Here is a 17,115-nt window from a genome sequence, read left to right as displayed (position 1 = left end):
TGGGCTGCGCACGTTTAGGCGGCACGTTGAGCGAAGAGACATCAGGACCTCAATTCAACCGACATGTCATCAGTGCCATGCAGGTTGAGCTTTGCTCAGACTTCGTGCCGGGGACTGAACGGCGGCGACCGATCCGAAAGGTTCAAGCCGATTCGGCATCAGAAATGACCGGCTTTCGGGGTAGCGTCGGGGGCAGACTTGCGGTCTCGCCGTTCTGGGTCATGGCCAAACCCTTAGGTCCTAGATGTTATCTCGACTGCACCTATTGCTATTATCTGAAAAAGGTCGAGCTCTATCCGGCGGAAAGCAAGTTCCGGATGCCGCCTGACGTGCTCGAGACCTTCGTTCGCGAGTACATCGCAAGTCTGTCGCGCGCCGGGCTGAGGGAAATCCAGTTCGTCTGGCAGGGCGGCGAGCCTACCCTGCTAGGGCTTGACCGCTTTCGGAACATTACCGCGTCGCAACGTCGGCATTGTCCACCAGGCCGCACCATCCGCAACGCGCTGCAGACGAACGGCACCCTTCTCAATGACGAATGGGCACGGTTCGTCCATGACGAACAGTTTCTGGTCGGCTTAAGTCTAGATGGGCCGCCTCATCTGCACGACTACTACCGACGTGACAGGCGCGACCCGGGCCAGCTCGTCCCGAGTGCGCTCTGGGTGGGAACGGCTAGCCCGGCATCAGGTGGATACGAATGTCCTGTGCGTGGTCAACGCCCACAATGTCAGCTTTCAACACTCCGTCGCTCCGACTGACCAGCATAACCGGAATAGCGGTTAGTTAGAGCAAACCTGCGTTTCGATCGAAAACTGGTCTCGAGCTATAACCGGAGAGTCGGTTATGGTCGACGCTCGCGATGGAACCAATAACGGCCTATGCCTCATCTGCACTATCTACTTACGCCAAGATAGCGGCCGGGCCGATGGTTGATAGCCAGAATGAGATTGAGGATAGTCGCACTAAGGACCGACAGCAGCAGACGGTCGGGCGCTAAAACGACGAACGCGACGACTAGGATTGCCAGATCGACGGCGAGTTGAAAATAGCCTGCTCGCAACCCAAAGCGCTCCTGGAGAAAAATGGCTAGGATGTTGATGCCGCCCACGCCTGCTCGGTGGCGAAACAGCATCAGCATGCCAGTGCCACACAACGTTCCGGCCATGATGGCGGCATAGGTCGCGTTCAATTGGGCGAATGCCACCCATTCGACGGTAAAGCGCGAAAAAAGCGACACGAGGCTCACCGCAATGAATGTCCGCAGCACGAAAGCGCCGCCCAGCCGTTTCCAGCCGAGCAAATAAAAGGGCAGATTGATCAGCGAGAACCCGAGCCAGAATTGGGTGCCAGTTATGTACTGCAGCAAGAGCGCCACGCCGGCCGTGCCGCCGACCACCAGCCCGGCGTTGGCATAAATAGTCGTGCCCAAAGCCACCATGAGGCTACCGAGGGCAAGGGCGAGCGCATCTTCGTGCAGGCCATGCTTCTCCATCCCCGTACCTCTGCATCGCGTGGGTGCTTTCACGCAATTTGCTTCCTGGCCGATGCTTGTCTTTGTCCAAGCGCAAATGCCGCAGCGAAAGCTTTCTCCGCAACGTTTTGCCGTCGCAGAGCGGTCTGACGCAGAGGCGATTGGGGGTCGCGCTGAGAGTTGGCGGCATGCCTCGAGAACTTTGCGCCCCCTTCATGTTCGCGAGAAGTCTGGAACCCGGCCCAAACACGGTTCCGAGACACGAACCAAGTCATCTCAGATCCAGACATGCGTCGCGCCAAAAAAGCCCGCACGGTTCAGCGATCCGCCTATCGAACTCCAGTTTCGGTCTCATTGTTCCAACGCAAAGACTTGAGCTTGAATATAGGCGATCCATGAAGGCGACCGACTATGTCGGTCGTTCCTACGCGTGGGCGCGGTATGAACCCGCCCTGGGTTTAGGTCCTATACAGGCTGTGTAAGGAGCTTCTACATGAACACCCAATCCCCACGTCCAGAACTTTGGGAGCGCACCGTCGGCGACATAGCCGCCACGCTGGCCGGCGCCACCGCAGTCTTCCGGAAGTTCAAGATCGATTTCTGCTGCGGCGGCGATCTCACGCTCGATAGCGCTGCCCATCGACGAGGTGTAGATCCTCGAGAGCTTGAGGAGGCATTGGCTGCGCTGGACGCTCGCGATCAAACCGACACGGCGCCTACCGCAATGAGCAACGAGGTTCTGATTGACCACATTCAGGCCTGCTACCACGAAGCCCACCGCCGTGCCTTGCCTGAGCTTATTGCGCTGTCACGAAAGGTTGAGGCCGTGCATCGCGAGCATCCTAAGGTACCGGCCGGGCTCTCCGACGCGCTGCGGCAAATACAAAGTGAGTTGGTGCCGCATATGGCCAAGGAAGAGGCCATCCTGTTCCCGGCTATGCTGCAGTGGACCGGAGGCAAGTATGATATGCCCATTTCGGAACTACGGCACGAGCACGACGACCAGGGCGTTTCGCTTCGGCTGCTCGAAAGCCTCACCGACAACTTCAGCACGCCCGAAGGGGCTTGCCGGTCATGGCAGGCGCTCTACGTGGGCGTCGCACATCTCGCCGAGGATCTGATCGAGCACATCCACTTGGAGAACAACGTCCTTTTCCCGCGCTTCGCAGTGGCGGAGACCGGGGCCTGATGCCAACGTTGACGGCCACTGCGCAGAACCACTCGCATCGCCGAGCCGAAAAGGCCGGGCGATGCGAGTGGTCGGCATTTCACAGGGTTGCCACGGCGCCCCGATCCGGAAGCGCACGCTTTTGGATCAGGCCTTGCGGTAGCCGATCCCGCGTCTCCTTCGACCATGCACCGGATTGATGCGACCACAGATGCACCCGTACGCCAGCCCAGACTGAAACCGCCGCACTTTTCTGGAATTGTTTTAGATCAAGGCGGCCTCCACTTCCAAATGAAATGTATCGACATTTCGTGGGGAACCGCTGTGAGTCGCAGGTTGAAGGACACCATCTTAGATTTGCTCAATGAAAATCGCGTCATGAGCATCTCCACCATACGGTCAGACGGTTGGCCGCAGACGACGCTGGTAGGCTACGTCAATGATGGTTTCTTCCTATACTGTTTCATTGCCCGTAACTCGCAGAAGTATGCAAACGTCTTACGCGACCCGCGAGTCTCAATTGCTATCGGGAGCGATGTCTCGGACCCGTTCAAGATCAAGGGGCTCTCGCTCGCCGCAAGGGCGAGTGTGGTGAGCGATGCTGGCGAGTTTGACTACGTTTCGGCGCTGAGATTGAAGCGCTACCCCGAATACGCAACTATTTCGCAGACAGCAGCAGACAACGACGCGGCACTGCGGATAGCGCCGAAGCCACCTTCGGAGAGGGTGGCATTGTTGCGCATTGCACCTGAGATTTTTTCGGTGATGGATTACGCCAAAGGATTCGGCCACAGCGACCTGATCACTTTCTCTGAACGCGACCTCGATCTCCACATCGAGAGCCTGCGTCATAACTGGATCGACAAATAATATTCGGCGAACCACTATCCGCGGTATCAACCATTGAGATTGATGTCGATCTACGACCTCGGTGAGCCGCTGGAGAGCTTAGTCGACCGAAGGCGGCCGGCCTGGCAACGCGAGTGTAGGGCTGCTCGTGAAGACTTGAGAACGCAAGTTGTGCTTTTCTACAGGCTTCCCGGCCAGGCGATAGCGCCATCCACCGCCCGAGATCCCGCCGTCCTGCCGCGGCGAGCTACTTGCCGACACGATGCAGCTGCCGCGGCAAGGTGATTTTCCCGAAATCGATCGTCGAGCGCCGCAGGATTCGGCCCGTGGCATCGATAATCAGGCGAGCACGGCGATTCCCGTGGAAGAAGGTCAATTGATAGCGACCCTCGTCGGCGCCTGTCCCGCGTTCGCAAATCGATGTAATCGTCCGGTCTCTCAACAACGATTGAACCTCCGTCACCTTCAGGTTCAACTGCGCTCCAAGCAGTGCGGCATCGACAAGTATGTCGCCTCCGCTCAACTCGATTTGGCTACGGCCTGGCAATTCACGTCTCCCGAACTCTTCCGCTACGCATGGAGATCAGACCAGCCAGGTAATCAGGAGCATCCCGACCACGATCAGCACAAGGCCGCCGATAAGCATCGGCAGCAAGGAGCTTTCATTCCGGGCATTCTGATTGCTGTCCTGATCGGAGCCATTCATGTCAACAACTCTCCTATTTCGGTCTTCAGTGTAGGCCCTTAGAGAACGCGCCTGAACTTCACGAGTCGCCCAAGGGCGCCTGCCTGCTGAGCCGATGCAGCAACGCGTTGAACTTTCGCCACTGCGCCGGGCTGGAGACGCGGAGCGCTGCACAAGCCTTGCCAGCCTGGCGGCAGGCGGCATCGGCTTGCCCAGCTTTCGCCAGGGCCTCCAGACTGGTGACGAGGAGATCCGCGAGGCCTGATACTAATTTGTCGCCGCTGGAAGGCGCGGCACCGGGTTCCGATGCCTCGATCTGGTGTCCGTTCATGTCACCGCTCGTCGCCGTCTGCAATGCCAAGGTGGGCTTTGGCACCCGCGCTCATCTTCTGCGGCGACCAGGGCGGTTCATAGGTTATCGTGACATCGACGGACTTCACGCCCGGAACATTCCAAGCCGCGTCCCGGGCCCCCTCCTTCAGGTAGTTGGTGGCAGGGCAGCCGCGCGTCGTCGTGGACATCACGATGTTGACGATGCCGCCGTCGTTCACCAAGACCGCGTAGACGAGCCCTAAGTCGACGATATTGTAGCCGAGTTCCGGATCGATCACGAGGCGAAGCGCCTCCATAACCTTCTCGTCGCCTAGCTGCGATCCCGTTCCAGCGCCCATGCCACGCCCTCTTTCGCTTAGCCGCCCGTGCAAGTCTGCGGACGGCTCCTGCACTTCAACTCACGCCGCCTTCAAAAGACGGCCGATCTCGACGCGCCAGACTTCCGGCCCCCTTTCGAGGTAGGTCCACGAGAACTGCTGGGGATGTTCAGCCTCAAGCTGGTAGTAGAGAGGCTTGGGATCATGGTCGTTGACGAGAACGAACTTACCGCCCGGGGCAAGTTCGTCGACAAGCTGGAAGATCTTCTGGTGCCTCTGCATGGGCACCAGACTGCGGACATCTATCTCGTTTAGGGCGACGGTATGCGTCATTGGATCAATCCTTCGTTTGCGTTGACGAGCGGGCAACTTGGTCGCTCGCCGCCCACGGCGGCGTTGCGCCATCGCGGTTCGCTGCGGTCCGCGATAGTCGGCGTTAAAAGATACATTGTCAATGCATGTTTTTTCGCGTCACCTGCGAGGGCTTGCAAAACATACATCTCACGCGCATCTTTCCCGTGGATAGGCGGGTAAACGACATCGCTCCTGAAAACTGCCAGAGAGGTACTGGATGAGACTGACGGATTTCTCCGACTACTCGCTTCGCGTTCTCATGTACGCGGCGGCCAAGGACGGTCAGTTAATCACCATCGAAGAGACCGCCCAAGTCTATGGGATTTCGCGCGCGCACCTCATGAAGGTGGCCAATCAACTGACCCGCGCCGGATTCCTGAGGGCGGTGCGCGGCCGTTCCGGCGGCCTGGCGCTCGCCAAGAAGCCAAAGCAGATCCGACTCGGCGACGTGCTGCGGGCCACGGAGCCCGATTTTGCGCTGGTCGAATGCTTCAGGAGCGACAATAGCTGCCTGATCACCCCCCGCTGTCGCCTGCGCGGAATGCTGAAAGAGGCGCTCGCGGCCTTCGCGGGGACGCTTGACGGCTACACCTTGGCCGATCTTCTGCTCCGCCCCGAGGATTTCGGCATACAGCCGGCAGCGTAAGCCGCCAACAGCCTCCGCCGCTTCACCTAGTCGCATCGCCCACCCCTTGCCCGAAGGGCTTCAAAAAGATACATTATAAGTACATCTTTTTTCCATGGTGATCGTCTTGCTGCCCCTCCTCCTACTTCACGCATTGCGCGCCTTCCGTGATTGCGGGGGCGCGCCGGCCAATGACCAGCGGCCTATTCGGGCAGATCGCCCTCGTCGTCTGGCGCGAGAGCATGGAGGCCCTGCTCGTGGTCGGCATCCTCAATGCCTGGCTCGCCCGTCATGCCGACCATGCGTCCGCAAGGACCGGCCGGCGATTTCTGTGGACCGGCGTCGCGGCGGGCCTGGCCGTGTCGGCGCTCCTGGCTGCGGCGATGCTGGGCTTCGCCAGCCTACTCGAAGGCGACCGCGAGGATCTGCTCCAGATCGCCGTCACCGGCATTGCCGCCGCGCTCATCCTGCAGATGGTGGTCTGGATGCACAGGCATGGCGGCAACCTGCAGAAAGACCTGGTTCACGGGGCCGAGCGCGCCATGAGCCAGCGCAGCTGGTGGGGCCTCCTGCTTCTGGCCGCCCTTGCTGTGGCGCGGGAGGGCAGCGAGGCCGTCGTCTTCCTGTATGGCATCCTGGCCTCCGCGCGCGGGACGAGCCTGTTCACCTGCCTCGTGGCGATGGCCGCGGGGTTCGCTGCGGCCGGCGCGCTCTACTGGCTGCTTCAGCTCGGCTCCCGGCGCTTCTCGTGGCGTCTCTTCTTTCGCGTCACCGAGATCCTGCTTCTGTTTCTCGCCGCCTCGCTGCTCATGACGGCGCTCGACCGGGCTATCGGCATAGATCTGGTGCCGCCGCTCTCCCGTCCGCTTTGGGACACGTCGCGGTTGCTCGACGACATGGCCGGACCGGGCGGCTTCATCTCGGCCATGACCGGCTATCGGGCGAGGCCCGTGCTGGCGTCCGCGCTGGTCTACGCGCTCTACTGGCTGACGGCCGGGGCATTGCTGTTCCTTCCGGGACACAGGCGCACCGTCGCGAGCGTGCCGTGACAATTCGGATCGTCCCCGATCTTGAGCCCGCGTCGGTCACAACCGAGGCGCCGCCCGACATCTGGTCCAGGATCGGCGACGGGCTCCGGCGCAACCAGAGGACGATCCGCGCCACGCAATGGAGCGTGGTGTCGATCTATGCGGTGTTGCTGATCGTGCCGGTCTTCCTGCCGCTGCCGGGAAACATGGCTTTCCTGTGGACCGACTTCACCCGCTTCGCCCAGTTCGCCTTCTGGGGCGTATGGTGGCCGCTCGTGCTCCTGAGCACCGCGCTGGTCGGACGGATCTGGTGCGGGCTGCTTTGCCCGGAAGGTGCCATCAGCGAATTCGCCAGCGCCTATGGGCGTGGGAAGGCAACGCCGCGCTGGATGACATGGCCGGGCTGGCCGACGCTCGCCTTCGCCTCGACCACCCTCTACGGCCAGATGATCAGCGTCTACCAGTACCCGCGGCCGACGCTGCTGATCCTGGGAGGCTCGACGGCGGCAGCGGCCGTGGTTGGCTATCTCTACGGCCGCAACAAGCGCCTCTGGTGCCGTTATCTCTGCCCGGTCAGCGGCGTGTTCGCCCTGCTGGCGAAGCTGGCGCCGCTGCACTTCCGCGTCGACCCCGGCCTTTGGCAGCAGTCCCAGTTCGCCAGGGAGAAACCCGGCCCGGTGAACTGCGCTCCGCTGGTGCCGCTGAGGACGATGCGCGGCGCGTCCGACTGCCATATGTGCGGACGCTGCAGCGGGTTTCGCAGCGCGATTCGCCTAGCGCGCCGTTCGCCGAGCCACGAGATCGTCCACGTCGCCGGCCAGGCGGCCAAGCCCTGGGAGACCGTCCTGATCGTCTTCGGCCTGATGGGACTGGCGCTCGGCGCCTTCCAGTGGTCATCAAGCCCATGGTTCGTCGCCGCCAAGCAATGGGCTGCGGTACGCCTCGTCGAGGCAGGCGTCGCATGGCCGCTCGACAGCACCGCGCCGTGGTGGCTGTTGACGAACTATCCTGAACGCAACGACGTGCTGACGCTGCTCGACGGCGCAATGCTTGTAGCCTATGTGGTCGCCGTTGCCTTGGGCAGCGGCGCGGCGACGATGTCGATGCTCTTTTTTTCGGCGCGATGCCTGGGAAGCTGGAGCGCGTCGAGATTCCACCATCTCGCCCAGGCCTTGATCCCGCTCGCAGGGGCCGGCGTCTTTCTGGGCCTCTCCAGCCTTACCGTGAGTCAGCTCCGGTCCGACGACATCATCGTCCCCTTCGTCGGCGAGGTGCGCGCCGCCGTGCTGGTCATAGCGACGGTGTGGTCGGCGATCCTTTGCTGGCGGATAGCGGCTCTGCACGCATCGGGGCGGAGCCGGCAAGCCGTCGCGCTAGGTTTCTTTTGCGCGGCAATGGCGCCGGCCAACGCGGGATGGTTCCTGCTTTTCGCGGTATGGTGAGCCCTTCACAGCAACCCGCCAACTGCCCGCCCGGACAACCCGCGCGATCTCACAAATCACAGGATAAGCATGGGCAGGCTTGAAAACCCGCTTGCCGGGTAGACAGCGATCGTTGGTGGCCCTCCGGGCACCAGCGCGATCTTGTCGGTCCGCTTCAGCAATTCCTCCATGAGCACGCGCAATTCCAGTCGCGCTAGCTGCGCGCCCGGGCACACATGGATGCCCCTCCCATAGAGGAGGTTTTGTTCAGGGTCGCGGTCGAGGCGGAATTCGTCCGGGTTGTCGAAAACAGCCTCGTCCCGGTTCGCGGATGCCCACATCAGCGTGACGCGCTCGCCGGCGGCAATCTTGCGCCCTCCGATTTCCACCGGCCTTGTCGCCACCCGCCGGTTGGAGATGAGCGGCGCATGCATCCGCAATATCTCGTCGATGGCCGCAGGCAGCAGATGTGGACTTTTCCGAAGCCGCTGCTGGACCTGCGGGTTCTCGGCGAGATAGTGGCCTAGGATCCCAACGCACGCAGTGATGGTGCCCAGCTCGCCAACGGTCCAGTTGCGGAGGATGCTGACGATCTCCTCCTGATTCAGCAACCTGTCGCCCACCATTTCCCGCAGCAAACCCGAGGTGATGTCTTCCGGCGCGGCTGGCCCAGCCCGTCGCCGCGCTTCCAGCAACTGGCTGATATAGCCGTCGAACTCGAGCGCTATGGCCGCCATTGTGATGGTGTCTCTCGCCAACGTGGCCTCATGGTTTTTCCGAACCCACCGCAGGAGCGGCACGTGCAGACTGTCCGGCCAGCCGAGAAAGGAACATTGAATTCGCACAGCGAAGCGCTGGGCAAGCTGCGGGACCAAGTCTATCTCCACGCCTCTCTCCAAGCCGGACACAAGAGAGGCCGAGATCGTCCGACAAAGCGGCTCGAAGGATTCGATGCGCTCAGGCTCGAAATGACGCTCGATCAACCGCCGATATGCCGTGTGCAGGGGCGGATCCATGCCGCTCGGCACCGATAGATGGCGGGAGACCACGCTGCTGAATGTCTCGTGGTCATCCAGCGCACGTATTACGTCCTGATGCCGGAACATCGACCATCCCAGATAGTCGCTAAATGCTACCGGGCAGCGGCTGCGCATCCGATCGTATGCCGCGATCTGGTTGGAAAGGACTGTATCGGATCTGGGATCCCAGTCCGGCTGCGGCTTGTCTGGCATCGTGTCCCCCCATAGCAGCATCCCCAGGCGCACGTCGCGCGCGCGGAATTTCAGCGCCTTTCTAGCCCCGTGCGCATAAGAGATCTTTGTGCACGCTCAAACATCGGCATGCCCTCGCGCCCACTTTTCTTCGATCACCGAATTAGGTCGACCTCTCGCCCTTGGCCAAATCCTTTCAGGCGTAGCCGACCTGGGTCAAACATGCCTGCGGTTTTGCCGATGTTCTTTGATGAAACGCAAACAAACGCATTCAGGGAGGCAGTATGGTCAACCCATAAACAAGGGGAATCGTCGCATGTCCCGTCTGACATCCGAGCCGACGGCATCGATCCGGTCGATGAGCGACCTGCTCGCCGTCGCGCTGGCGATGGAGAAGGAATCCGCCGACAGGTACTCGGACCTGGCCGGATACATGCGTTCGGTCGGCCGACCGGAATTGGCGGAGATCTTCGATGGTCTCGTGCGCGAGGAAACTGGCCATATCGACACGGTCGTGAGCTGGTCGCAGCAGGTCGACCATAAACCACCCGGAACGCTGCCGCCCGAAGCCGTGCCGCACGATGTTTTCGATGAGGAAGGCATCGGGCTCGTCTCTCCGGAGTTGGTGGATGCCTATCGTTCCCTTGCGATCGCCGTCCGCAACGAAGAGCGCGCCTTCGCTTTCTGGACCTATGTTGCAGCCAACGGAGTGTCGCCGGAAATCCGGGAAGCCGCTGAGCGAATGGCACGAGAAGAGCTAGAGCATGCAAAGACGCTCCGGCGCTCGCGGCGGAAGGCCTTTTTCAAGGATCGGCACCTCGAGCCCACAGTCCGAGAGCCATACGATCTATCCAGTCTGGAAATGGAGATCTGCATGCGCCTTGAGGAATATGCCGACATGAAGGGGAACGGGACCGAATGCCGGGAACTAGCTCTCGAAGCCCGGATGCTCTCCCTCGATCTGGCATCTGATCCTCTCGAGAATCCCGCGCGGGTCGGTCCGCCGCCACCTCGATCCTTGGATGTGCTTTGCGAGTGGCTGGCCGACTATTACATCGACGCAGGCGAACGCCTGCTTTCGCAAGCCGCGCGAGACAGGGCGCAGGCGCTGGCCACCATCGCCGTCAAGCGCCTCGCCATCGTCCGCGATCTTTTCACGAGATAGGCGGAAAGCCAGCCCACCCGCCCCGACGTGCTCCGAAGCGGGGATCAACTGGACCGGCCGACATCCGCTAGCGCCCTTGGCTCGCCACCTATGCGCCGCTAGGTGAGGAACGAATGGCACAGTTAACGTCGGATCACGATGCGATAGTGTCCTTCCGGCACGAATGTTCCACGCCATAGGTAGCCACGCGCCTTCAACTCGTCAAAGAGGAACACCGGTTCGCGCGGCAACAGGGCCGCCAATGTCTGGCCAGGGGCCAGGCTCTCGGCACCTTCCAAAGTGCGCACCATCGGCTCAGGCGGTTCGAGACCACGATTATCCAGTTCCGCGATCGGTTCGGGCCAAGTCTCGGCATCACTACCATGGCTGGCCGGGAAATCCGCTTCCACCGCGACGGTGTCCCGCCTTTGGGCAGTCGGCCTAAAGATCACCTCCCAGTCACCGCCGCCGATCTCACGCGCCGTGGGTTCAAAGCCACGCTGGCCCAGGACATGGAATAGCGGGACTGGCTTGAAGGGCGCAAGCAGGCGCAGGCCTTGCCCGGGAGCGAGCGTTGCTACAGCCTCCATGATGGCGCCGAAAGGCTCCCCGCCTTCGGCCAGAATAGGGCGTACATCGAGTTCATGGTCCGGTTGGGTCATTTGCAGCCTCCATCTGTCTGCTCAGTGTGGCCTCGGCAGGAAAAGACGAGGCGGCAAGGTGTCTTCTGGTGAACGGTAGGCGTAAGGAACATTTTTGAGTCGGCGGGCCTGAACAAGTTCAGTCACGATAGCCAGCGTGGCCAGAAGCGTCCCGCCCGCAGCGATACGAAACAGTCCGGGCTGCTCGGCAAGCAGGGCGCCAGTACCGAGGGACACCCCAAGGAAATATAGCGCAAACCAGAGTCGGCCACGCGGCTCCACGACCAAATCCTGCACGCGCGGCGTGGGCTTCTTGCCCATCACAGGGCCGTAGCATTCCAGCCAAGTCAGGAACGGCACGATCTTGTAGAGCTGCGAAAGACCGAGCCCGCTGAGCCAGCCGAGTGCTACGAGATAAAGCAGCGCGCCGATATGCTGCTCAAGGGTCCCGCTCGCTAGCAACGCGAGCATCAGGACAGCCGACAAGGCAAGCGCCAGAAAGGCTCCCTCCGCCGCGCGGCTGTTCAGTTCGACCGTGCGCCGCTTACGATGGCGATAGAAGAAGACCAGATCGATGCCGTAGAAGAAGAGGGCTACGCCGCCGAGCATGACGGCCAGCATCCGGGCCGAGGTCGTCTCTGCAGTTCCAACTTCACCCAGCAAGCTTGCAAAAGGCATCGCCAGGACCACGGTCAGCAACGCGACGGTCCCGGTCCACCACACGACCCCGGTGCTCCGGCGCTCCTTGTCCGGCGACAACAGGAACATCGGCAAAAGTCGGTAGGAGACGCCGACAGCGGTGAAGCTCAGCCATCCGCCGAGCCCCACTGCAATATGGACGGGAAGCGCATGCGCACGGAAGTCGATCTCAGCCAGTGTTGGAAGGTAGCCAGACAGGAGCAGGGCGAACAGCGCGCCGAGGACTGCGGTGGCAAGGGCACACGACAGTCCCGCCGCGACGAAACGCGCGGGAAGCGGAAGGCGAGCGCCCCAGAGCGTGCGCCCGAGCACAACTGCCGCCAACGCAAAGCCGGTCGGAAGGAGCGCGCTGGCGAGCGCAAGCAGCGGTACTCCCGTCTCGAATGCACCCGAAAGCTCCAGGAAGCCGCAGAGCAGGCATCCAAGGCCAGCCAGAAGACACAACAGGGCGGGCAGTACCAGCCGCTCGCCGCGCAACGGCCTAGCGATCAGCACGGGCACGAACTGGAACAGCGCACCGAACATCAGCAGGCTGAGCCAGCCGATCGTGATCATGTGAACGATCACAAGCGTTTCTGGCGCTTCGACGGCGACAGCCGGAAAGCCGTAGCCAGCCGTCATCAAAACCTGGGCCGAGATCAAGCACACCAGCGCCGCCGCAAAGTAGGCCATGGTCCAGCGCGACAGCGCGGAGTGCATCATTACTTCCTCCATGTACCAACGTTGGGACCGGCGCCGAAATCCATTTGATTGCCATTGTTGACGAGCGCACCCGCAGCCGATTGTCATGTGTCGACGATCAGGCGCAGCGATCTTTTCACCGCTGCATTCTGAACCGCTGTGGATTTCTGATCTTTGTGCAAACGCAAGCTGGTTGCCGAAGGGCGGCAAGGTCTGCCGGTGCCTGCGTCGAGCGAGCGATCGCGCAGGCAGCAAGGCGACCTGCAACGGCAGCCGCCACAATGCTTTCTAGACTGCCGGTGCCTATGCAGCCTGATCAATGCCTGGGCGCAAACCCGACAAAAGCCGCTATGAACAGGACGGCTCCCAGCGAGGCCACCACCCTGGGGCATCCCGCGAAGTCGACAATTGCCGTCAAACCACTGGTGGCCGCGCCCGCGGCGACAATTTGCAAAATGCGTTTGAGCCGCATAGCGCCAGCAGTCGAATCATCGCGGCATGTGCTGACAACTATGGGCTGTAATGGCTGAGGTGCCTCCCGCCGCCCGGCCGAAGAGGACGGATCGACAGGCAGCATCACGCGAGCTCCGATCTGCTCTGGCGCTGCGACGGACGATTGTGCAGCAGGCGCTCAACCGCAGTCAGCCGATCGGACATCAGATCAACAAGCTCGATCTCCCTCGCAAGGCCATCGGCAAATTCCCGGAACGATGCGAGGTTTACCAATGGAATACCGATCAAGACAGGAACGGAAAGCTCGAGCGCCCTCGCCATCAGCCCCCTGAATCCGCCGCCTTCCGCCTCCGTTTTTCCGAATTTGGAAAGCACCAGAAAATCGGTTCTGACGGACAACGCCTGTTCGGCTGCCTGGCATGCACGGGCCAGTTGATCGGGATTCAGCACGCAGCCGCGAGCGTGGGGACCTCGATCGTCGGATATACCGTATCGCTTGCCTGTCGCGAGGTCCTCCAGATGCATGTCGCATTTCAGGCGATCCGGCTTCGCTTCGCTGTGCTGGACCAGGCCCGCCAACCGCAGTCCCCGTGCGGCTATGGCGGTTGTCGCTTCCCGCAAGAAAATCTCGAACGCCGAGCTGTCTGAATAGATGATGGCAGTGATGGGGCAATCGGGATGAACAAACTGCATGCCTGAGACTCCTTCTGTCTTGCGCCGAAAGCTTGGCAAATGCGCCACGACTAATCCCTGCGACCGCAACGCGTTTCAGTCGGCAAAGGCCGTACAACTGCCTACCCCCGAAAACACGATCGGTCGAATGGCAGCACTTCTACAAGCGTGCCAGGCTCCGCAGGCTGCGATGCACCGGGCACGATCACGATGGCATCCGCCGACACCATTGGCATTATTCTATGCGAGCCGTCCGGTCCGCTGCGGCGGGCGGTCAATCGGCCCCGCTCGACCTGTAGGCTGACTGGCACCAATTCCGTGCGATCCGGCTTGCGCGAGCATGTGAAGGCCAGTTCGGCCGCAATGCGTCTCGCGGGAGCCTCGCCGAGGAGGGTTGCCATGATCGGGCGCACGAAAGAGAGCGCCCCATAGGCAGCTGCCTGCGGGTTGCCAGGCAATCCGACGAAGCAAGCCTCCGCTAACTTGCCGAACGCTAGCGGCTTGCCGGGCTTCATCGCCACCTTGAAGACATCCAGATGCCCCCCTGCCTTCATGACGGCATCGCGCACATGATCCTCCTCGCCAACCGACATGCCGGCAGTGGTGATCACGAGATCGGCCGATCGCGCGACGCTCTTGAGCATATCCGCGATAGCAGCCTGATCGTCGCGAACAGTCAGCGGCGTGACATGCGCGTTCGGTCCCGAGAGCATAGCGGCGAGCATGGGGCCGTTGGAGTCGTATATCGCGCCGGAAAGAAGCGCTGCGCCGACGGAGCGAAGCTCGGAACCCGTCGACAGAACAGCGATCCGCAGGCGCCTGACAACCGGAACCGTCTCGATGCCGAGAGCCGCAAGGAGCGCGATTTCGGCCCAGCCAATCATGCGGCCCGACTGGAGGATGGCGGATCGCTGGGCAACATCCTCGCCGGCCTTCCGGATGTGCGTGCCGGGCGCGACGTCAAATCCGAACCGCACCAGATCGCCCCGGCGCGTCGCTTGCTCCTGCGTCACGACGGTGTCCGCGCCCTCGGGCAATGCCGCGCCCGTCATTACGCGGTGCGCAGTGCCTGGAGCCAGAACGCCTGGCAAGTCGCCCGCGCTCGTCCGGCCCGCCACTGGAAGAACCAAAGGCACACCTGTCCTCCCAGACAGGCATATGGCATACCCGTCCATTGCTGCCTGGTCGAACGATGGAAGGGCGCGAGGAGCCTCGATTGTTGCCGCCAAGATTCGTCCGGCGGCGCAGGCCAGCGGTACGTCCTCACGCTGATTGAGAGGCAAGGCGAGCGCGGCAGCTGTCAGCCGCGCCGTTTCGAATGGCACCAGCTGGGCGCTCAACGGGAAGCAGCACTCACTTGGAACCGGAGGCATCATAAAGTCTCCTGCGTTCCGTGCAGTGCCTTTTCGAGAATTGCGCGCATGGCTGCAAGGCCCGGATCCTGAGCACGGTTCATGATGCCTATGAGCTGCGTCCAAAGATCATCGGGTGCAGTGTCCACGAAATTGCGGACCGCCGAGCCGACGATATCGGCGGGCGAACAGCCGGAGTCATCAGCGACGGCGGTCAGCCGCGCGGACAAAGCCGGCTCGTCGATAGCTGCAACGATGGCCATTGCTGCTTTTGGGTCGTCCAGCGAAGCGATAAGGTTCCCGAGCATCGTACCCTCCTCACTGCACCAACGGCGAGGATGAGCCATCGACGGCAATTCCCTGGATGTCCGCCCGACCGATAAGGAGAGAGATATATTGCGCGGTCGCCTGCCGATTGACGTGCTCCGTCAGGTAGGCGGCGATGCGTTCCCGCACGGCCTCGAACGGCAACTGGCGGCCATCGATACGGCGGGTGAGGCGAATAAGGTGGATGCCGTAACGGGTTTCGACCAACGACGAGATCTCACCGGGGGCGAGATCGCCTAGAGCGGCCTCGAACTCCGATGTCGTGTCGCCCGGCCCGATTTGACCGATGCTGCCGCCCAAGGCTCCCGATGGGCAGTCCGAGCAGTCTCGCGCAAATTCCGCGAAACGATCTGGAGCCGCGGCAAGGACAGACCTAATCGACGACGCCTTTTCACGCGCAGCGGCAAAGGCTTCGCGCTCATCGCGGCGAGCCGCTATGAGGATATGGTCGGCTTCATAGAGCGAGGGCGTCACGAAGCGGCGAAGATTGTTCTCATAGAAGCGCCGCAGCATCTCCTCGTCCGCGTGGGGGATGCGAACCTCCCGTTCGATCAGGCCTCGCACGAACGCATCTTCGGTGGTCTCCCGACGTCCATCCTCATCGGTCATCTGCTCCACCACGATATCGATACGCCGCGCCTCCTGCAGGAGCAACTCGCGGACAACGAGCGCGCGGGTTGCGGCACGCCATCCCTCGCCGGGATTGCGAGCGGGGAAGTTCTGTACCTCGGCGGCGATCGCCTTGCGCGATATCGCCACCCCGTTGACGGTCACCGGCGGCATCGCCACACGTTCGGCAGACGGTGCCGTATCGGGATTTGAGGGCCGATGTTCATGAGGATGTTCGGGCGACTTGCGGCCGGCCGAATGGTCGATGACGAGCGCAGCCATGATCTACTCCGCAGGCTGGTGAGAGGGAGCGGCAGCGGGACGCCGAGCCGACGCCGCTGATCGTACCGTCGGCACGGGCACAGGCGGCCGGCGCGTCGCGAAGCGTGTGCGCACCACCTGGTAGCCGGGACGGCCGAGATACCAGACCGGAGCGCTCCATACATGGACCAGCCTCGTGAACGGGAAGATCAGGAAGATCGTCATACCGAGCAGGAGATGCGCCTTGAAGATCGGATTGACATCGGCGACATAGGCTGCGGCCGCCGGCTGCAGGGTCAGGATGCCTTGGGCCCAGTTCATGAATTTCACCATCTCGTGACCATCCATATGACCGAGTGAGACGAAGATGGTTGAAAGGCCAAGCGTGAGTTGCAGCCAGAGCAGCAACAAGATCGCGATGTCCCCTGGCGCCGACGTGTTGCGGATGCGCGGGTCGAAGAGGCGGCGATGGGCAAGGAGGGCAATGCCGATGAAGCAGGCCACGCCAGCGATGCCACCGGCGGTGATGGCAAGGCCCTGCTTGAAACTGTGCGAGACCCCAAGCGCATCGAAGATCCAGATCGGCGTCAGCAAGCCGACGAAATGGCCGCCGAAGATCACCAGGATGCCCACATGGAAGAGGTTGGAGCCCCAGCGCAGCTGGCGTCGCCGCAGCAATTGGGAGGACCCTGTCTTCCAAGTATATTGCTCCCGATCGAACCGGATCAGGCTGCCGAGCAGGAAGACGGTCAGGCAGAGATAGGGATACCAGCCAAATAGCGCGTGGTTGATTGTGTCGGACATAGCTTCCCTC

The 17,115-nt window shown here is 61.9% G+C and carries 21 protein-coding genes; 7 read left to right on the top strand and 14 right to left on the bottom strand.

All coding sequences use genetic code 11. The features are described from left to right. Positions 1–26: 26 nt before the first annotated feature. On the top strand, positions 27–758 hold the full coding sequence (locus AB4136_RS06305; RefSeq protein WP_441930623.1) for a radical SAM protein: 732 nt from the start codon (positions 27–29) through the stop codon (positions 756–758). A gap of 134 nt (positions 759–892) precedes the next feature. Here AB4136_RS06305 and AB4136_RS06300 read toward each other — a convergent pair whose 3' ends face one another. After that, positions 893–1,492: a YitT family protein gene (locus tag AB4136_RS06300; protein ID WP_441930621.1), complete on the bottom strand. Its 600-nt coding sequence runs from the start codon at positions 1,490–1,492 to the stop codon at positions 893–895. Positions 1,493–1,964: 472 nt separating this feature from the next. On the opposite strand from AB4136_RS06300, the gene ric reads away from it, so the two are divergent. Continuing rightward, complete coding sequence (gene ric / locus AB4136_RS06295; RefSeq protein ID WP_441930620.1) at positions 1,965–2,660, top strand: iron-sulfur cluster repair di-iron protein; 696 nt, start codon at positions 1,965–1,967, stop codon at positions 2,658–2,660. Positions 2,661–2,975: 315 nt separating this feature from the next. Further along, positions 2,976–3,509 (top strand): pyridoxamine 5'-phosphate oxidase family protein, encoded by a 534-nt coding sequence (locus AB4136_RS06290; RefSeq protein WP_441930618.1) that lies wholly within the window; start codon positions 2,976–2,978, stop codon positions 3,507–3,509. A gap of 226 nt (positions 3,510–3,735) precedes the next feature. Here AB4136_RS06290 and AB4136_RS06285 read toward each other — a convergent pair whose 3' ends face one another. The 5 genes from AB4136_RS06285 to AB4136_RS06265 all read right to left on the bottom strand — a co-directional run bounded on the left by AB4136_RS06285 (position 3,736) and on the right by AB4136_RS06265 (position 5,156). Next, positions 3,736–3,963: a DUF6522 family protein gene (locus AB4136_RS06285; protein WP_441930617.1), complete on the bottom strand. Its 228-nt coding sequence runs from the start codon at positions 3,961–3,963 to the stop codon at positions 3,736–3,738. Between the two features lie 108 nt (positions 3,964–4,071). After that, on the bottom strand, positions 4,072–4,194 hold the full coding sequence (locus tag AB4136_RS06280; protein ID WP_441930615.1) for a hypothetical protein: 123 nt from the start codon (positions 4,192–4,194) through the stop codon (positions 4,072–4,074). Positions 4,195–4,252: 58 nt separating this feature from the next. Beyond that, positions 4,253–4,504 (bottom strand): hypothetical protein, encoded by a 252-nt coding sequence (locus AB4136_RS06275; protein ID WP_441930613.1) that lies wholly within the window; start codon positions 4,502–4,504, stop codon positions 4,253–4,255. A gap of 1 nt (position 4,505) precedes the next feature. Further along, complete coding sequence (locus tag AB4136_RS06270) at positions 4,506–4,844, bottom strand: metal-sulfur cluster assembly factor (RefSeq protein WP_441930611.1); 339 nt, start codon at positions 4,842–4,844, stop codon at positions 4,506–4,508. A gap of 60 nt (positions 4,845–4,904) precedes the next feature. Continuing rightward, entirely contained in the window at positions 4,905–5,156 is a 252-nt protein-coding gene (locus AB4136_RS06265) for a DUF2249 domain-containing protein (protein ID WP_441930609.1), read from the bottom strand. 238 nt (positions 5,157–5,394) lie between these two features. Between AB4136_RS06265 and AB4136_RS06260 the strand changes: the two genes are divergently transcribed. From AB4136_RS06260 to AB4136_RS06250, 3 genes are all read left to right on the top strand, one after another. Next, positions 5,395–5,823 carry an Rrf2 family transcriptional regulator gene (locus tag AB4136_RS06260; protein WP_441930607.1) on the top strand — a complete coding sequence of 143 codons (429 nt, stop codon included), beginning with the start codon at positions 5,395–5,397 and terminating at the stop codon, positions 5,821–5,823. A 170-nt stretch (positions 5,824–5,993) separates the two neighbouring features. Further along, entirely contained in the window at positions 5,994–6,851 is an 858-nt protein-coding gene (locus tag AB4136_RS06255; RefSeq protein ID WP_441930605.1) for an FTR1 family iron permease, read from the top strand. An 8-nt stretch (positions 6,852–6,859) separates the two neighbouring features. After that, positions 6,860–8,272, top strand: a complete 1,413-nt coding sequence (locus AB4136_RS06250) for a 4Fe-4S binding protein (protein ID WP_441930953.1) — start codon at positions 6,860–6,862, stop codon at positions 8,270–8,272. A gap of 56 nt (positions 8,273–8,328) precedes the next feature. Here the strand turns inward: AB4136_RS06250 and AB4136_RS06245 are convergent, their stop codons facing one another. After that, complete coding sequence (locus AB4136_RS06245) at positions 8,329–9,483, bottom strand: cytochrome P450 (protein ID WP_441930603.1); 1,155 nt, start codon at positions 9,481–9,483, stop codon at positions 8,329–8,331. Between the two features lie 337 nt (positions 9,484–9,820). Here AB4136_RS06245 and AB4136_RS06240 point away from each other — a divergent pair, with 337 nt between their 5' ends. Beyond that, a complete protein-coding gene (locus AB4136_RS06240) occupies positions 9,821–10,627 on the top strand; it encodes a ferritin-like domain-containing protein (RefSeq protein ID WP_441930601.1) in 807 nt (268 codons plus the stop codon). A 122-nt stretch (positions 10,628–10,749) separates the two neighbouring features. Here the strand turns inward: AB4136_RS06240 and AB4136_RS06235 are convergent, their stop codons facing one another. The 7 genes from AB4136_RS06235 to narI all read right to left on the bottom strand — a co-directional run bounded on the left by AB4136_RS06235 (position 10,750) and on the right by narI (position 17,105). Next, the gene (locus AB4136_RS06235) at positions 10,750–11,268 is read right to left on the bottom strand and encodes a DUF2249 domain-containing protein (protein WP_441930599.1); all 519 of its coding nucleotides are present in this window, start codon (positions 11,266–11,268) and stop codon (positions 10,750–10,752) included. A 21-nt stretch (positions 11,269–11,289) separates the two neighbouring features. Beyond that, the gene (locus tag AB4136_RS06230) at positions 11,290–12,648 is read right to left on the bottom strand and encodes a hypothetical protein (RefSeq protein ID WP_441930598.1); all 1,359 of its coding nucleotides are present in this window, start codon (positions 12,646–12,648) and stop codon (positions 11,290–11,292) included. A 555-nt stretch (positions 12,649–13,203) separates the two neighbouring features. Beyond that, positions 13,204–13,773, bottom strand: coding sequence for a DUF2478 domain-containing protein (locus tag AB4136_RS06225; protein WP_441930597.1), 570 nt, complete (start codon positions 13,771–13,773; stop codon positions 13,204–13,206). Positions 13,774–13,874: 101 nt separating this feature from the next. Beyond that, positions 13,875–15,125: a molybdopterin molybdotransferase MoeA gene (locus tag AB4136_RS06220; protein WP_441930951.1), complete on the bottom strand. Its 1,251-nt coding sequence runs from the start codon at positions 15,123–15,125 to the stop codon at positions 13,875–13,877. Continuing rightward, the gene (locus AB4136_RS06215; RefSeq protein ID WP_441930595.1) at positions 15,125–15,367 is read right to left on the bottom strand and encodes a hypothetical protein; all 243 of its coding nucleotides are present in this window, start codon (positions 15,365–15,367) and stop codon (positions 15,125–15,127) included. The genes AB4136_RS06220 and AB4136_RS06215 overlap by 1 nt, the downstream gene beginning before the upstream one ends. A gap of 55 nt (positions 15,368–15,422) precedes the next feature. Then, positions 15,423–16,214 (bottom strand): peptidylprolyl isomerase, encoded by a 792-nt coding sequence (locus AB4136_RS06210; RefSeq protein WP_441930593.1) that lies wholly within the window; start codon positions 16,212–16,214, stop codon positions 15,423–15,425. Between the two features lie 111 nt (positions 16,215–16,325). Then, positions 16,326–17,105 carry a respiratory nitrate reductase subunit gamma gene (narI, locus tag AB4136_RS06205; RefSeq protein ID WP_441930591.1) on the bottom strand — a complete coding sequence of 260 codons (780 nt, stop codon included), beginning with the start codon at positions 17,103–17,105 and terminating at the stop codon, positions 16,326–16,328. Positions 17,106–17,115 lie beyond the last annotated feature (10 nt).

The organism is Mesorhizobium sp. 2RAF21, assembly GCF_052115345.1.
Lineage (GTDB): Bacteria > Pseudomonadota > Alphaproteobacteria > Rhizobiales > Rhizobiaceae > Mesorhizobium > Mesorhizobium terrae.
The sequence above is the reverse complement of the archived record's forward strand: the minus strand, read 5'-3'. Positions and strand labels throughout refer to the sequence as shown.

Excerpts from the sequence above, each read along its gene's own strand:
- AB4136_RS06255 (WP_441930605.1), top strand. The coding sequence starts at position 5,994 with ATGACCAGCGGCCTATTCGGGCAGATCGCCCTCGTCGTCTGGCGCGAG.
- AB4136_RS06260 (WP_441930607.1), top strand. The coding sequence starts at position 5,395 with ATGAGACTGACGGATTTCTCCGACTACTCGCTTCGCGTTCTCATGTAC.
- AB4136_RS06235 (WP_441930599.1), bottom strand. The coding sequence starts at position 11,268 with ATGACCCAACCGGACCATGAACTCGATGTACGCCCTATTCTGGCCGAA.
- AB4136_RS06220 (WP_441930951.1), bottom strand. The coding sequence starts at position 15,125 with ATGCCTCCGGTTCCAAGTGAGTGCTGCTTCCCGTTGAGCGCCCAGCTG.
- AB4136_RS06215 (WP_441930595.1), bottom strand. The coding sequence starts at position 15,367 with ATGGCCATCGTTGCAGCTATCGACGAGCCGGCTTTGTCCGCGCGGCTG.
- narI (WP_441930591.1), bottom strand. The coding sequence starts at position 17,105 with ATGTCCGACACAATCAACCACGCGCTATTTGGCTGGTATCCCTATCTC.
- AB4136_RS06230 (WP_441930598.1), bottom strand. The coding sequence starts at position 12,648 with ATGATGCACTCCGCGCTGTCGCGCTGGACCATGGCCTACTTTGCGGCG.
- AB4136_RS06245 (WP_441930603.1), bottom strand. The coding sequence starts at position 9,483 with ATGCCAGACAAGCCGCAGCCGGACTGGGATCCCAGATCCGATACAGTC.
- AB4136_RS06225 (WP_441930597.1), bottom strand. The coding sequence starts at position 13,773 with ATGCAGTTTGTTCATCCCGATTGCCCCATCACTGCCATCATCTATTCA.
- ric (WP_441930620.1), top strand. The coding sequence starts at position 1,965 with ATGAACACCCAATCCCCACGTCCAGAACTTTGGGAGCGCACCGTCGGC.
- AB4136_RS06280 (WP_441930615.1), bottom strand. The coding sequence starts at position 4,194 with ATGAATGGCTCCGATCAGGACAGCAATCAGAATGCCCGGAATGAAAGC.
- AB4136_RS06275 (WP_441930613.1), bottom strand. The coding sequence starts at position 4,504 with ATGAACGGACACCAGATCGAGGCATCGGAACCCGGTGCCGCGCCTTCC.
- AB4136_RS06210 (WP_441930593.1), bottom strand. The coding sequence starts at position 16,214 with ATGCCGCCGGTGACCGTCAACGGGGTGGCGATATCGCGCAAGGCGATC.
- AB4136_RS06240 (WP_441930601.1), top strand. The coding sequence starts at position 9,821 with ATGAGCGACCTGCTCGCCGTCGCGCTGGCGATGGAGAAGGAATCCGCC.
- AB4136_RS06300 (WP_441930621.1), bottom strand. The coding sequence starts at position 1,492 with ATGGAGAAGCATGGCCTGCACGAAGATGCGCTCGCCCTTGCCCTCGGT.
- AB4136_RS06265 (WP_441930609.1), bottom strand. The coding sequence starts at position 5,156 with ATGACGCATACCGTCGCCCTAAACGAGATAGATGTCCGCAGTCTGGTG.
- AB4136_RS06270 (WP_441930611.1), bottom strand. The coding sequence starts at position 4,844 with ATGGGCGCTGGAACGGGATCGCAGCTAGGCGACGAGAAGGTTATGGAG.